Source organism: Amycolatopsis roodepoortensis, assembly GCF_024628825.1.
In the GTDB taxonomy this organism is placed as follows: domain Bacteria; phylum Actinomycetota; class Actinomycetes; order Mycobacteriales; family Pseudonocardiaceae; genus Amycolatopsis; species Amycolatopsis roodepoortensis.
Genome location: NZ_CP102415.1, coordinates 4,904,316 through 4,916,824, shown reverse-complemented (window position 1 = coordinate 4,916,824; position 12,509 = coordinate 4,904,316). Strand labels below are relative to the sequence as shown.

At 68.5% G+C, this 12,509-nt stretch carries 12 protein-coding genes; 8 read left to right on the top strand and 4 right to left on the bottom strand.

Annotation, left to right across the window (positions count from 1 at the left end):
• The first annotated feature begins 239 nt into the window (after positions 1-239).
• A complete protein-coding gene (locus NQK81_RS23340; RefSeq protein ID WP_257483265.1) occupies positions 240-605 on the top strand; it encodes a hypothetical protein in 366 nt (121 codons plus the stop codon).
• A gap of 13 nt (positions 606-618) precedes the next feature.
• Here the strand turns inward: NQK81_RS23340 and NQK81_RS23335 are convergent, their stop codons facing one another.
• Both NQK81_RS23335 and NQK81_RS23330 read right to left on the bottom strand, forming a co-directional pair.
• The gene (locus tag NQK81_RS23335; protein WP_257483264.1) at positions 619-1,218 is read right to left on the bottom strand and encodes a hypothetical protein; all 600 of its coding nucleotides are present in this window, start codon (positions 1,216-1,218) and stop codon (positions 619-621) included.
• Between the two features lie 159 nt (positions 1,219-1,377).
• On the bottom strand, positions 1,378-2,208 hold the full coding sequence (locus NQK81_RS23330; protein ID WP_257483263.1) for a helix-turn-helix transcriptional regulator: 831 nt from the start codon (positions 2,206-2,208) through the stop codon (positions 1,378-1,380).
• A gap of 103 nt (positions 2,209-2,311) precedes the next feature.
• On the opposite strand from NQK81_RS23330, the gene NQK81_RS23325 reads away from it, so the two are divergent.
• The gene (locus NQK81_RS23325; protein WP_257483262.1) at positions 2,312-3,772 is read left to right on the top strand and encodes an MFS transporter; all 1,461 of its coding nucleotides are present in this window, start codon (positions 2,312-2,314) and stop codon (positions 3,770-3,772) included.
• Here the strand turns inward: NQK81_RS23325 and NQK81_RS23320 are convergent.
• Positions 3,733-4,329, bottom strand: a complete 597-nt coding sequence (locus NQK81_RS23320) for a nitroreductase family protein (RefSeq protein WP_257483261.1) — start codon at positions 4,327-4,329, stop codon at positions 3,733-3,735. The genes NQK81_RS23325 and NQK81_RS23320 overlap by 40 nt on opposite strands.
• Positions 4,330-4,556: 227 nt before the next feature.
• Between NQK81_RS23320 and NQK81_RS23315 the strand changes: the two genes are divergently transcribed.
• The 4 genes from NQK81_RS23315 (at position 4,557) to NQK81_RS23300 (ending at position 8,634) form a co-directional block, all read left to right on the top strand.
• A complete protein-coding gene (locus tag NQK81_RS23315; RefSeq protein WP_125679736.1) occupies positions 4,557-5,822 on the top strand; it encodes an aspartate kinase in 1,266 nt (421 codons plus the stop codon).
• Positions 5,822-6,862: an aspartate-semialdehyde dehydrogenase gene (locus NQK81_RS23310; RefSeq protein ID WP_257483260.1), complete on the top strand. Its 1,041-nt coding sequence runs from the start codon at positions 5,822-5,824 to the stop codon at positions 6,860-6,862. The genes NQK81_RS23315 and NQK81_RS23310 overlap by 1 nt, the downstream gene beginning before the upstream one ends.
• Before the next feature lie 136 nt (positions 6,863-6,998).
• Entirely contained in the window at positions 6,999-8,189 is a 1,191-nt protein-coding gene (locus NQK81_RS23305; RefSeq protein WP_034314834.1) for an RtcB family protein, read from the top strand.
• 73 nt (positions 8,190-8,262) lie between these two features.
• The gene (locus NQK81_RS23300) at positions 8,263-8,634 is read left to right on the top strand and encodes a DUF8711 family protein (RefSeq protein ID WP_257483259.1); all 372 of its coding nucleotides are present in this window, start codon (positions 8,263-8,265) and stop codon (positions 8,632-8,634) included.
• 72 nt (positions 8,635-8,706) lie between these two features.
• On the opposite strand, the gene NQK81_RS23295 is transcribed toward NQK81_RS23300, so the two are convergent.
• Positions 8,707-9,849, bottom strand: coding sequence for an MFS transporter (locus tag NQK81_RS23295; protein ID WP_257489821.1), 1,143 nt, complete (start codon positions 9,847-9,849; stop codon positions 8,707-8,709).
• A gap of 207 nt (positions 9,850-10,056) precedes the next feature.
• Here NQK81_RS23295 and NQK81_RS23290 point away from each other — a divergent pair, with 207 nt between their 5' ends.
• Positions 10,057-11,499, top strand: a complete 1,443-nt coding sequence (locus tag NQK81_RS23290; protein ID WP_126737213.1) for a catalase — start codon at positions 10,057-10,059, stop codon at positions 11,497-11,499.
• Positions 11,500-11,932: 433 nt separating this feature from the next.
• Entirely contained in the window at positions 11,933-12,463 is a 531-nt protein-coding gene (locus NQK81_RS23285; RefSeq protein WP_257483258.1) for a hypothetical protein, read from the top strand.
• Positions 12,464-12,509: the final 46 nt, after the last annotated feature.

The following is a 12,509-nucleotide window of genomic DNA, read 5'->3' as shown; positions in this document are numbered from 1 at the left end:
GAGGGTTCTCCTGAAGAATCGGGTGCGACGACCGGCACCACGAAGCCCCGCGACGGGGAGCCGGTCCGATCAGGCCCCGTCGCGGCAGCGAAGCAGGAGAGCTCGAGCCACGACGTCACCTTAACCGCGCGATCTCCCGAAAGGAAACCCGGGCCGCGATCGAACCGTGACTCAAGTGGCGCCCATTCGGGTTACTCGCGGGTAGCAATCGGACCAGGCGGCGTGCCACACTGCCCGGCATGGGCGAGCACGCTGAAGAGAAGGAAACCGCTGATCAGCCGACCAGACGCAAGGTCGACTGGCGAGCGGGCGGCGGTCGCGCGGCCGGGATACTGGCGAGCGTGGTCCGCTGGGCCGGCTTGATCTTCGCGGCCATCCTCGTGTTGCACGTCGTCTTCGTGATCGGCGAGGCGAACCCGGACAACGGCATCGTGTCGTTCGTCCGCGGCTGGGCCGACGGGCTCCTGCTCGGCTTCAAGGACCTCTTCATGCCCGAGGACGCCAAGCTCCGCGTGCTGATCAACTACGGCATCGCGGCGATCTTCTGGATGGTCGTCACCGGGATCCTGGCCAAGATCATCCGTCGGGTCGGCGGCGCGAACTAGCGCATTTCGTCCTCTAAATGCGGTCGGGGGAAAGCCGTTCGTAGGCCTCGACGGCGGCTTTCGGGTCGTCCGCCTGGAACTTCACGACGCGGACGGTCTCGGTCGCGCCGAGCGGCCGGGTCACCGTGATCGGCTCGCGCAGTTCGGCGATCAGGTTGGTCTCGTAGAAGTTGTCGTGACTGAGCCAGGTTCCGTCGCGGAACTTCTGAGCCTTGAGCGGGTCGTGGCTCTCCTTCACATGCCGCAGCGCGACGACGTTCTCCCGAGGGATCCGTACGTCGTAGAAGGAGCTGTACCGCACCCGCACCTCACGCGACGAGATCACGTGCGGCCGGACGACGGTGCCGGCGTAGACCCCGAACACCAGCAGCGCCGAGTACACGCCGAGGGCGAGCAGCAGGAGATCGACGACGAGGCCGAAGTCGATCAGCCAGAAGAGACCCGCTTCGACGGCGCTCACCACCGCGAGCACGATGAAGATCGACTTGCCGTTCGCGCCATACGGCACCGCGACGGCGTCCCCGTCGACTCCGTCCTTCCGGCGCCTGAGATACAGCCAGAGTCCGGCCATCGTGCGGGATTCGTTGCGGAGAACGCTGCGAACTGCCCCCATGACCCCAGGTTAGCGACCGAATTGGGCGGGTTGCGAATGCGGCGGTCGTGAGTGGCGATTCGGGTTAGAACCCGAATCGCCACTCACGACCAACCCGGCCCAGCGCCGTACCGGCACTTTTCCTGCCGAAGTCTGTGAAGGCCACCTTCGCCCCACCGCTCAATAGCGAAGGATCTTCAGCGCGTCGGCGGAGCCCGGGTCCTTCGGCGTGTAGATCTCCAGCCGGTGGTCGGGGCTGTCGGGCTGCAGCCACACCTGATAGTCGACGTTCACCGCGCCGACCGTCGGATGCCGCAGATGCATGGCGCCGACGGTGCAGTCGGCGACGTCGCCGGTCGCCCACAGGGTCGCGAATTCGTCGCTGCGCATCGAAAGTTCGCCGATGAGCGCGGCGAGGCGGGCGTCGGTGGGGTACCGGCCCGCGGTCAGCCGCAGATAGGCGACGTGGATCGGCGCGAGTTCGGCGCGGCTCCGGTGAAGATCGCGGGTCAGCGGGTCGAGGAAGAACATGCGCGGCAGCGACGGCCGCCGTTCGGGATCCTGCGGCGCGTCGAAATCGAGGTGCTCGGCCATGAGCGTGTGCCCCGCGTGGTTCCACGCGAGCACGTCGCCGCGACGGCCGAAGACGAGGGCGGGCACGGCTTCGCCGAGGTTCTCCAGCAGCGCGAGGACCCGGGGGTGCGGGTCTTCCGGGCCCGGATCGGACATCTTCGGGAGCGAGGTCTGCCGGGCGAGGTTGTGCAGATGGCCGGTCTCGACGTCGTCGAGCCGGAGCGCGCGGGCGAGCGCGTCGAGCACCTGTCGTGAAGCGGTCTCGGCCAGTCCTTGTTCCAGCCGCGTGTAGTACCCGGCGCTCACTCCGGCGAGCTGGGCGAGTTCCTCGCGGCGCAGGCCGGGCACGCGGCGCGAGGTGCCGTAGGTGCGCAGGCCGATTTCGGCGGGGGTCACCCGATCACGACGGCTCTTCAGGTACCCGCCCAGGCTTTCCATGACTCCGAGCCTAAGTACTTCGCCCGCCTCGTGGGTGTACCCGCGAGGTGTACCCACAGCGAGGGGATGGCTGCTCTGCCGAAGCCGGTACAGCGTCGAAGGCATGACACGACAGCACTCCCGGGCCTGGTTCGGCCTGCTGGTGATCCTCTGCCCGGTGTTCCTGGTCTCCATGGACGGATCGATCCTGTTCCTGGCGATGCCCGCGATCAGCCGGGCACTGACCCCCACGGCCGATCAGGCGTTGTGGATCCTCGACGTCTACGGCTTCGCGGTCGGCTCGCTGCTGATCGCGTTCGGCAACATCGGCGACCGGTACGGACGGCTGAAGCTGCTGATGATCGGCGCCGCCGTGTTCGGCGCCGGCTCGGCGGGCGCGGCGTTCGCCCCGAGCCCGGAACTGCTCATCGCGTTCCGTGCCCTGATGGGGCTGGCGGGAGCGACCCTCCTGCCGTCCGCGCTCGCGGTGCTGAGCGAGCTCTTCCCCGACGCGCGACGCCGTGCGCGGGCCATCGGGATCTTCGCGGCCGCGTTCGCCGCCGGTTTCGCGATCGGCCCGGTCGTCGGCGGTGTCCTGTTGGAACGGTTCCCGTGGGGCTCGGTCTTCCTGGTCAATCTGCCGGTGATCGCGGTGTTCCTGGCGCTCGCGCCGGTCCTGCTGCGGGAGGTCCGTGCCGCCGGGAAGGGGCGCGTCGACGCGCTGAGCGTCGTGCTCTCCGCGGCCGGCCTGCTGCTCGCGATCTACGGGATCAAGCACGCCGCCGCCGACGGTCTGTCCGTCACCGCGGTCTCCGCGGCGATCGCCGGTGCCGGGCTCCTGGTGTGGTTCGCCCGGCGTCAGCGTGGTCTGGAGTACCCGCTGATCGAGTTCTCCCTGTTCCGCGACCGCGTCTTCACGATCGCGATCGTCACCGGGTTGCTGCCCTTGGCGGCGTGGTCGGCCTCCGCGTACCTGTCGGGGATCCTCCTGCAGTCCGTGCTCGGCCTGCCGGTCCTGCACGCGGCGTTGCTGGCGCTGCCGGGCGCGGCCGTGCTCACGATCATGTGCGTCGTCACGCCCGCGCTGGTCGACCGGATCGGCGCCCGCGCGGCGCTGATCGTCTGCCATTTCTCCATCGCCGCCGGGCTGGCGCTGCTGCTCATGACCGGGGTCGCGGGCGGGGTGGGCTGGTACGTCGCGTCGACGGTGGTCGCCGGTGCCGGCTACGGCATCTCGTTCAGCGTGGTGGCGGACACGGCCGTCGGCGCGGTGCCCGCCGAGCGCGCGGGAGCGGCGGGCGCGATCGCCGAGACGAGCAACGAGATCGGAAACGCGCTGGGGATCGCGCTCATGGGCTCGCTCGCCGCGCTGGTGTTCCGCCTGGCCGGACCGGACCTCGCGCCCACCCTCGGCGAAACCCTCGATATCGCGCCCGCGGCCGCTCTTGACGCGAAGACGGCCTTCGTCGCGGGACTTCACACCGCCGTCGCGGTGCTCGGCCTGCTGCACGTCGGGCTCGGGATCCTCGCCCTTCGCTGGCTCCCTCAGTCGGCGAAAGCGCTTGAGCCCCAGGTGTCGGCGTAGGCGAATTCAGCCAGCGGGACTCGTTCGCGCGGCGCCTTCTCGCGCTCGATGCGCCAGTCCTCTTCGAGCACGGAGGGGTCCGCGGGGTGACCGACCGCGATGGCGACCTTCGGGACGACGTCGTCGGGGAGGGCGAAGAAGTCCTTTGCCGCTTCCGCCGAGAAGCCCGCCATCTGGTGCGCGATCAGGCCGAGGTCGACGGCCTGGAGCACGAGGTTCTCGCTCGCCAGGCCGAGCCCGTACTCGGCGTACGGGACGTCACCCTTCTCGTTCGTGGTCACCATCACGCCGATCAGCAGCAGCCCGGCGCGGTGGGCCCACGCGCGGTTGCCCGAGTTGAGCGTCGAGAGGATGCGGTCGAACGACGGCGTGCCCCGCAGGCCGACCAGGTAACGGGCGGGCTGGGTGTTGCCGAACGACGGCGCCCAGCGGGCCGCTTCGAGCAGCGCGCGGAGCTGGTCTTCGGTGACGATCGCTGACTCGTCGTAAGCGCGCGGGCTCCAGCGATGGGCCAGGATCGACGCGATCGGGGTACTCGTGTCGGCGGGTTTCTTCACGACGGGACGATAACAAGGGGTGCTCTCCGTCACTAAAGTGAAAGCCCTCCGACTATTTCGTTGGTGTTAAGGAAGATTTACTTCGGGGAGTCCTCGAAGTGGTGGTCAGGACCACTTACGAGGGTGGCGAGCGTGCGCGACCCCGGTAGGCTTTCGCCCAAATAAGGGACGCGGGGGCTCCTCGGTGCCCACCAGGAGCACGCCCGGCCCGTCGAGGAGGTTCGGGCGTGGCCCTCGTGGTCCAGAAGTACGGCGGTTCGTCGCTGGAAAGTGCCGACCGGATCAAACGCGTCGCGGAACGCATCGTCGCCACCAAGAAGGCGGGCAACGACGTGGTCGTCGTCTGCTCCGCCATGGGCGACACGACCGACGAGCTGCTCGACCTGGCTCAGCAGGTCAACCCGGCGCCGCCGGAACGCGAGATGGACATGCTGCTCACCGCGGGTGAGCGCATCTCCAACTCCCTGGTGGCGATGGCGATTTCGGCGCAGGGCGCGGAGGCATGGTCGTTCACCGGCTCGCAGGCCGGTGTGGTGACGACGTCGGTGCACGGCAACGCGCGGATCATCGACGTCAGCCCCAGCCGGGTGACGGAGGCCCTCGACCAGGGCTACATCGCGCTGGTGGCGGGGTTCCAGGGCGTGTCGCAGGACACCAAGGACATCACCACCCTCGGCCGCGGGGGTTCGGACACCACCGCCGTCGCGCTGGCCGCCGCGCTGAACGCCGACGTCTGCGAGATCTATTCCGATGTGGACGGTGTGTACACCGCCGATCCCCGGGTCGTGTCCGACGCGCGCAAGCTCGACACCATCGCCTACGAGGAGATGCTGGAGCTGGCGGCGAGCGGGTCGAAGATCCTGCACCTGCGCTCGGTGGAGTACGCGCGCCGCTACGGCGTCCCGATCCGAGTCCGTTCTTCCTACAGTGACAAGCCGGGCACCACGGTGACCGGTTCTATCGAGGAGATCCCCGTGGAACAAGCGTTGATCACCGGTGTGGCGCACGACCGCTCCGAAGCCAAGATCACGGTGACCGGAGTGCCGGACCACGCCGGCGCCGCCGCCAGGATCTTCCGGGTGATCGCCGACGACGAGATCGACATCGACATGGTGCTGCAGAACGTGTCCAGCACCGTCTCGGGCCGCACCGACATCACCTTCACCCTGTCGAAGGCCAACGGGGCCAAGGCCGTGCAGTCGCTGGAGAAGATCAAGGACGAGATCGGCTTCGAGTCGGTCCTCTACGACGACCACGTCGGCAAGGTGTCGCTCGTCGGCGCCGGGATGCGCTCGCACCCCGGTGTCACGGCGACGTTCTGCGAAGCGCTCGCGCAGTCGGGCGTCAACATCGAAATCATCAACACCTCGGAGATCCGGATCTCGGTGCTGATCCGGGACGCGCAGCTCGACGACGCGGTGCGCGCGATCCACGAGGCGTTCGAACTCGGCGGCGACGAAGAAGCCGTCGTCTACGCGGGGAGTGGTCGCTGATGTCCGAAGGTTTGCGGGTAGGCGTGGTCGGGGCGACCGGTCAGGTCGGCGGCGTGATGCGCCGTCTGCTGGCCGAACGGGGTTTCCCGGTCGCCGAAATGCGGTACTTCGCCTCGGCGCGGTCCGCCGGGTCCAAGCTTCCTTGGGGTGACGGGGAAATCGTCATCGAGGACGCGACGACCGCGGATCCGTCCGGTTTGGACATCGCGCTGTTCTCGGCCGGAGGCGCGACCTCCAAGGCGCAGGCGGAACGGTTCGCCGCGGCCGGCGCCACGGTCATCGACAACTCGTCGGCGTGGCGGATGGACCCGGACGTCCCGCTGATCGTCAGCGAGGTCAACCCGGAGGCGGTCAAGGAGGCGCGCAAGGGGATCATCGCGAACCCCAACTGCACCACCATGGCCGCGATGCCGGTGCTCAAGCCGCTGCACGCCGAAGCGGGTCTGGTGCGGCTGGTCGCCAGCACCTACCAGGCCGTGTCCGGCAGCGGGCTCGCCGGCGTGGAGGAGCTGGAAGGGCAGCTCGCCGCGGCCGCGGCGAACGCGGGCGCGCTGACCCACGACGGCTCGGCGGTGGACTTCCCCGAGCCGAAGAAGTACGCGCGGCCCATCGCGCACAACGTCCTCCCGCTCGCCGGGTCCATTGTGGACGACGGTGAGTTCGAGACGGACGAGGAGAAGAAGTTCCGCAACGAGAGCCGCAAGATCCTGAGCATCCCGGAGCTGCTGGTCTCGTGCACCTGTGTGCGGGTGCCGGTGTTCTCGGGGCACTCGATCTCGATCAACGCCGAGTTCTCGCAGCCGCTTTCGGTCGCCCGCGCGACCGAACTGCTGACCAGTGCCCCCGGCGTGGAGCTCTCGGACATCCCGACGCCGCTGCAGGCCGCGGGCCGGGACCCGTCGTACGTCGGGCGTCTGAGGACGGATCCGGGCGTCGACGGCGGTCGCGGTCTGGTGCTGTTCCTGTCGAACGACAACCTGCGCAAGGGCGCGGCGCTCAACGCCGTGCAGATCGCGGAACTGGTCGCCGCGAACTCCTGACGTTTGCTCGCGCGTGAAGGCCCCCTTCCCTCGGCTCAGCCGAGGGAAGGGGGCCTTCACGCGCTAATTGCGTTTGTCGGAGGCCGTCGGTCAGTGCATGCTCTGTGGCGACAAACGTTTCCACGAAGGGAAAATCATGTACACGGCGGTCGAAGGCTCGCGGGTTCCGATCCGGATGTGGGCGGACCCCACATCGGTCGAGGACCAGGCCATGCGACAGCTGCACAACGTCGCCAACCTGCCGTGGGTGCACGGCGTCGCGGTCATGCCCGACGTCCACTACGGCAAGGGCGCGACCGTCGGCAGCGTGATCGCGATGCGCGACGCGGTGTCCCCGGCCGCCGTCGGCGTGGACATCGGCTGCGGGATGAGCGCGGTGCGGACCTCGCTCACCGCCGCCGACCTGCCCGACGACCTCCTGAAGCTCCGCCGCCGGATCGAATCGGCCGTCCCCGTCGGGTTCGGCCTGCACAAGACCCCGGTGAACCCGGCCAAGGTGCACGGTGTCGGTGGCTGGGACGCGTTCTGGAAGTCCTTCGGCGACCTGCATCCCGGCGTCCAGGATCTGCACGACCGCGCGTCGCGCCAGATCGGGAGCCTCGGTGGCGGTAACCACTTCATCGAGGTCTGCCTCGAACAGGGCGGCGAGGACGAAGGCCGCGTGTGGCTGATGCTGCACTCCGGTTCGCGCAACATCGGCAAGGAACTCGCGGAACGGCATATGGCCGTCGCGCGGAAGCTGCCGCACAACGCGGACCTGCCGGACCCGGATCTCGCGGTGTTCGTCGCGGGCACGCCCGAAATGCAGGCGTACCGGCGCGACCTGTTCTGGGCGCAGGACTATGCGGCGCGCAACCGCGCCACCATGGTCGCGCTCGTGAAGCAGGCGCTGAAGGACGTCGTGCCGCAGACGACGTTCGACGACGCGATCAGCTGCCACCATAATTACGTCGCCGAAGAGACCTACGACGGCGTCGACCTTCTGGTGACCCGCAAGGGCGCGATCCGCGCGGGTTCGGGCGATCTCGGGATCATCCCGGGCAGCATGGGCACCGGTTCGTACATCGTGCGCGGTCTCGGGAACGAGTCGTCCTTCCAGTCCGCGTCGCACGGCGCGGGCCGCCGGATGTCGCGGAACAAGGCGAAGAAGCTGTACACCGCCGAGGACCTCGCGGCGCAGACCGCGGGCGTGGAGTGCCGCAAGGACTCCGGTGTGGTGGACGAGATCCCGGCCGCGTACAAGGACATCGAAACGGTGATCAAGGCGCAGACGGATCTCGTCGAGGTGGTCGCGCACCTCAAGCAGGTCGTCTGCGTGAAGGGCTGAATTACCGGGCGGTTCGTGGGTGGTGGCCGGGGGAACCCGACATACCACCCACGTTCTCGCTACTGTGGTTCTCATGAAGAGGTTGGGAATCGCGGCGCTCCTGGCGGCCGCCGGGCTCGCGCTGGCGGGCTGCAGCGAGGTCACGAACGCGGTCGATCAGACGAACAAGGCGGCGACGAAGGTCAGCGCCTGCGCCGAGGCGCTCAGCCTCGCCGACCTCAATCCGGACCCGGCGACGCTCAAGGAGCGCGCCGCGGACAAGGAGAAGCGCCTGCGTGAGCTGGCGAACAGCGTCGGCGAGCAGAACGTGGCGACCGCGCTCACCGGCATGGCGGACTCGTACCTTCAGGTGCAGAAGGAGAACATCCAGGACGCGGGCAAGGTCGCCGACTGGACCAAGCGCAACCTCGAGCAGCTGGAAGCCCTCCGGAAGGTCTGCGCCTAGCTCCATCTCGCGTTTCGTCCTCTGGATGCGGTAGTTGCGTGTGCAACGACCGCATTCAGAGGACGAAACGCGTCAGGAGGAAGAGAGCGCGGGCACCTGGGCGGGCGTCCGGGACCGGCGCCAGAACAGGCCGACCGAAGCGATCGCCAGCGCGCCCAGCGCCGAGGCCGCGAATCCCCAGCCGGGGCTGGAGTGGTCGATCACGAACCCGATGATCGGGCTCCCGATCGCCAGCCCGATCCGGCTGGCCGCGTCCAGCAGGCCCATCGCCTCCCCGCGCACGCGGGCGGGCGCCGCGGCGCTGACCGTCTCCGTGCTCGCCGCGAGCGTCGGCGCGCACAGCACGTTGCTCGGGAAGAGCACGATCGCCAGCAGCCACCACGGCCCGGCGATGAGCCCGACCGGCAGCGTCAGCACCGCGAGCAGCAACATCAGCGTGCCCTGCGAAAGCGACCGCCGGACGGCGCCGTGGATCGCCCCACCGAGGACCGACGCGACGCACATGAACGTGATCAGCAGCCCGGACCAGGCGATGTCACCGCTCGCGCGCAGGGTCGCCAAGGCGGCGAGTTCCATGCCGACCAGGCAGAACAGCGCGCCGGCGGCGATGAACATCGCCATCACGAGCCGTCCGGTGAGCCAGCTCCGCACGGGCGGCCGCTCGCCGGTGAACACCTCGGCGTCGGCCTCGGCGCGGATCGGCGGGTTCTGCCGGTAGATCAGCGTCGCCGAAAGCGCGAAGCAGACCCCGATCCCGGTGAGCGCGTACACCGCGGGCAGCTGCGTGATCGCCATGATCCCGGCCGACGGCCCGATCATGAACGACGCCTCCACCAGGATCGTGTCCAGCGAGTAGGCGGCCCGCCGTTGTTCGAGCGGCACGAGCGCGGTGAGCACCAGCCGCGCGAGCGTCCCGGCGGGCACCGAAAGCACGCCGGCGGGGAGCGCGACCGCGAGCAGCACCTGATACGGCAGATGCGGCGCACTGATCCAGAACGTCGACGAGGCCAGCCCGCAGATCGCGACCACCGGCCGCAGCCCGTAGCGGTCGACGTACCGGCCGACGAGCGGTGCCCCGATCGCGCTGCCGAGCGTCGTTGCGGCGCCGATCAGCCCGGCCGCGCCGTAGCCACGGCCGAGATCGTTGACCACGTACAGCGTCATCGTCACGCCCATGGCCGTCATCGGGAGCCGGGCGAGGAACATCAGCAGCATCGAGCTGGGAACTCCGGGCACGGCTAACACGCGACGATACGGAGCGAGGGCCATACGTCCGATGAGAACGTAACTTGGTACGCACGTGCAAGTTTTTTTCGCGAGGTCCGGGTCACCCGGACCGGGGTGTTTTCTTGACTGATTCCAGATTAGGCGAGAGGGTGGGGAGGACCGACCGCTCACCACCACGAACCAGGAGGCACCGGCGTGACCCTGCCGACCACGAACAACGTGGGCATCCCCGTCGCGAGCGACAACGACTCCCTGACAGCGGGTGCCAACGGCCCGATCCTGCTCCAGGACCACTACCTGATCGAGAAGAACGCCCAGTTCAACCGCGAGCGGGTACCCGAACGGGTCGTCCACGCCAAGGGCGGCGGCGCGCACGGCTTCCTCGAAGTCACCGAGGACGTCAGTCAGTTCACGAAGGCCGCGCTGTTCCAGCCGGGCGTGCGCACCGAAAGCCTGGCCCGGTTCTCGTCCGTCGCCGGGGAGAACGGCTCGCCCGACACGTGGCGCGACCCGCGCGGCTTCGCGGTGAAGTTCTACACCTCCGAGGGCAACTACGACCTCGTCGGCAACAACACCCCGGTGTTCTTCATCCGCGACCCGATCAAGTTCCCCGACTTCATCCACTCGCAGAAGCGCCGCGCCGACAACCACCTGCGCGACCATGACATCCAGTGGGACTTCTGGACGCTGCGGCCCGAGTCCGCGCACCAGGTCACCTGGCTGATGGGCGACCGCGGCATCCCGTCGAACTGGCGGGAGATGGACGGCTTCGGCTCGCACACCTACCTGTGGGAGAACGCGGGCGGCGAGAAGTTCTGGGTCAAGTACCACTTCAAGACCGACCAGGGCATCGGCTACCTCACGCAGGCCGACGCGGACCGGATCGCCGGCGAGGACTCGGATTACTACATCCGCGACCTGTTCAAGAACATCAAGCAGGGCAACCACCCCAGCTGGACGCTGTACGTCCAGGTGATGCCCTACGCCGAGGCCGCGGACTACCGCTTCAACCCGTTCGACCTGACCAAGGTGTGGCCGAAGGGCGACTACCCGCTGATCAAGGTCGGCCGCTGGGTGCTCGACCGCAATCCGGCGAACTACTTCGCCGAGATCGAGCAGGCCGCGTTCGAGCCGTCCAACCTGGTGCCGGGTATCGGCCCGTCGCCGGACAAGATGCTGCAGGGCCGCCTGTTCGCCTACCCGGACGCCCACCGTTACCGGATCGGCGCGAACTACACGCAGCTGCCCGTCAACGCGCCGAAGTCCCCGGTGAACAGCTACTCGCGTGACGGCGCGATGCGCTACAACAACCCGGGCGACCCGGTGTACGCGCCGAACTCCTACGGCGGCCCGCACGCGAACGCGGAGATCGCCGCCGAGGCCGCTTCGGGCTACGGCGTCGAGGACGAGGTCATCCGGTCGGCGTACAAGCTCCACGCCGAGGACGACGACTTCGGCCAGCCGGGCACGCTCGTCCGCGACGTGATGGACGACGCGCAGCGCGAGCGGCTCGCGAGCAACATCATCGGCCACGCCTCGAACGACGTCTCGCGCCCGGTGCTCGAGCGGGTCTTCGAGTACTGGCGCAACGTCGACAAGGACCTCGGTGACAAGGTCGCGGACGCTTTCCGCGAGTAAAGGACCTCTTGCGAGAGGCTGCTCCCACCACGGAACGCCCCCGGTGCCCGCACCGGGGGCGTTCCCATGTCCCCACTCGCATGTGAAACCAGAAGAGGGCGTGGCGTGCGTGGGGGACACCCCGAGTGGAGCAGCGCGACACGCCTGTCCGACGGAGTGATGAAGCCAAACGATCACCGTTTACACCGCTGTGGGTGAACGAGCCGCACCACCGTGTCGGTCGGTCACAGGTGGTCATAAAACGGCGGGAAAAGGATGATCTTCAGGGGGAGGCGCAAGATTTCGCCGTTAATCAATTGCGGGGGTCTTCCTTCGGATTGAATCCGGCACGTAAGGGTTAGAAAAGTGTTCCAACCGGTGATCGGGTGGTGTTCGGCCGATACGGCGGGTATCGATTTACCTCGTCAGGTCCCAGAGGCCAGGAGGTAAGGGAATGAAAGGCAACATTGCCCGGACGATTGCCGCGGTCGCCGCAGGCAGTCTGTTGGCGGTGGCCTCGGCCGGCGCCGCTACGGCTAGCACCGATGGTGGGAAGGGCTCGTCCAACACACAGGCGCTCGCCGCGCAGGTGCTGCAGATGCGAGACGGCCTCACCAAGGTGGCCTACGCCGGCGACGTCGCCAAGACGCGGGCGGACTTGGACAAGCTCAGCCCCGTCCTCGGTGACATCGCCGCGGGCAAGCGCTACCAGATCCAGACCGAAACCCAGAAGCTCGGCGACCTGGCCCAGGGCCGCTCCGTCGAGTCCAGCAGGCTGCTGGCCGACCCGACGGCGAAGGCGCGTCAGCTGCCGCCGCTGCCGGTGCCGATCCCCTCGCTCCCGGACCTTCCCGGACCGCTGAAGATCGTCAGTGACCTGGTGAAAGCCCTGCTCACGGCCGTGACCGGCATTCTCGCGGGCCTGCTCGGCGGACTCCCTGTCCCGCCGCTGCCGACCCCGCCCGTACCGCTTCCCACGCCCTAGGAGACCGAGGGAGTCGTCAGGTTCCGCCGTGCAGGGCGGCGGGCCA

What these genes read in the sequence shown, in the direction of transcription:
- NQK81_RS23340 (WP_257483265.1), top strand. Translation starts at nt 240, where the DNA reads ATGGGCGAGCACGCTGAAGAGAAGGAAACCGCTGATCAGCCGACCAGA.
- NQK81_RS23335 (WP_257483264.1), bottom strand. Translation starts at nt 1,218, where the DNA reads ATGGGGGCAGTTCGCAGCGTTCTCCGCAACGAATCCCGCACGATGGCC.
- NQK81_RS23330 (WP_257483263.1), bottom strand. Translation starts at nt 2,208, where the DNA reads ATGGAAAGCCTGGGCGGGTACCTGAAGAGCCGTCGTGATCGGGTGACC.
- NQK81_RS23325 (WP_257483262.1), top strand. Translation starts at nt 2,312, where the DNA reads ATGACACGACAGCACTCCCGGGCCTGGTTCGGCCTGCTGGTGATCCTC.
- NQK81_RS23310 (WP_257483260.1), top strand. Translation starts at nt 5,822, where the DNA reads ATGTCCGAAGGTTTGCGGGTAGGCGTGGTCGGGGCGACCGGTCAGGTC.
- NQK81_RS23305 (WP_034314834.1), top strand. Translation starts at nt 6,999, where the DNA reads ATGTACACGGCGGTCGAAGGCTCGCGGGTTCCGATCCGGATGTGGGCG.
- NQK81_RS23300 (WP_257483259.1), top strand. Translation starts at nt 8,263, where the DNA reads ATGAAGAGGTTGGGAATCGCGGCGCTCCTGGCGGCCGCCGGGCTCGCG.
- NQK81_RS23295 (WP_257489821.1), bottom strand. Translation starts at nt 9,849, where the DNA reads ATGCTGCTGATGTTCCTCGCCCGGCTCCCGATGACGGCCATGGGCGTG.
- NQK81_RS23285 (WP_257483258.1), top strand. Translation starts at nt 11,933, where the DNA reads ATGAAAGGCAACATTGCCCGGACGATTGCCGCGGTCGCCGCAGGCAGT.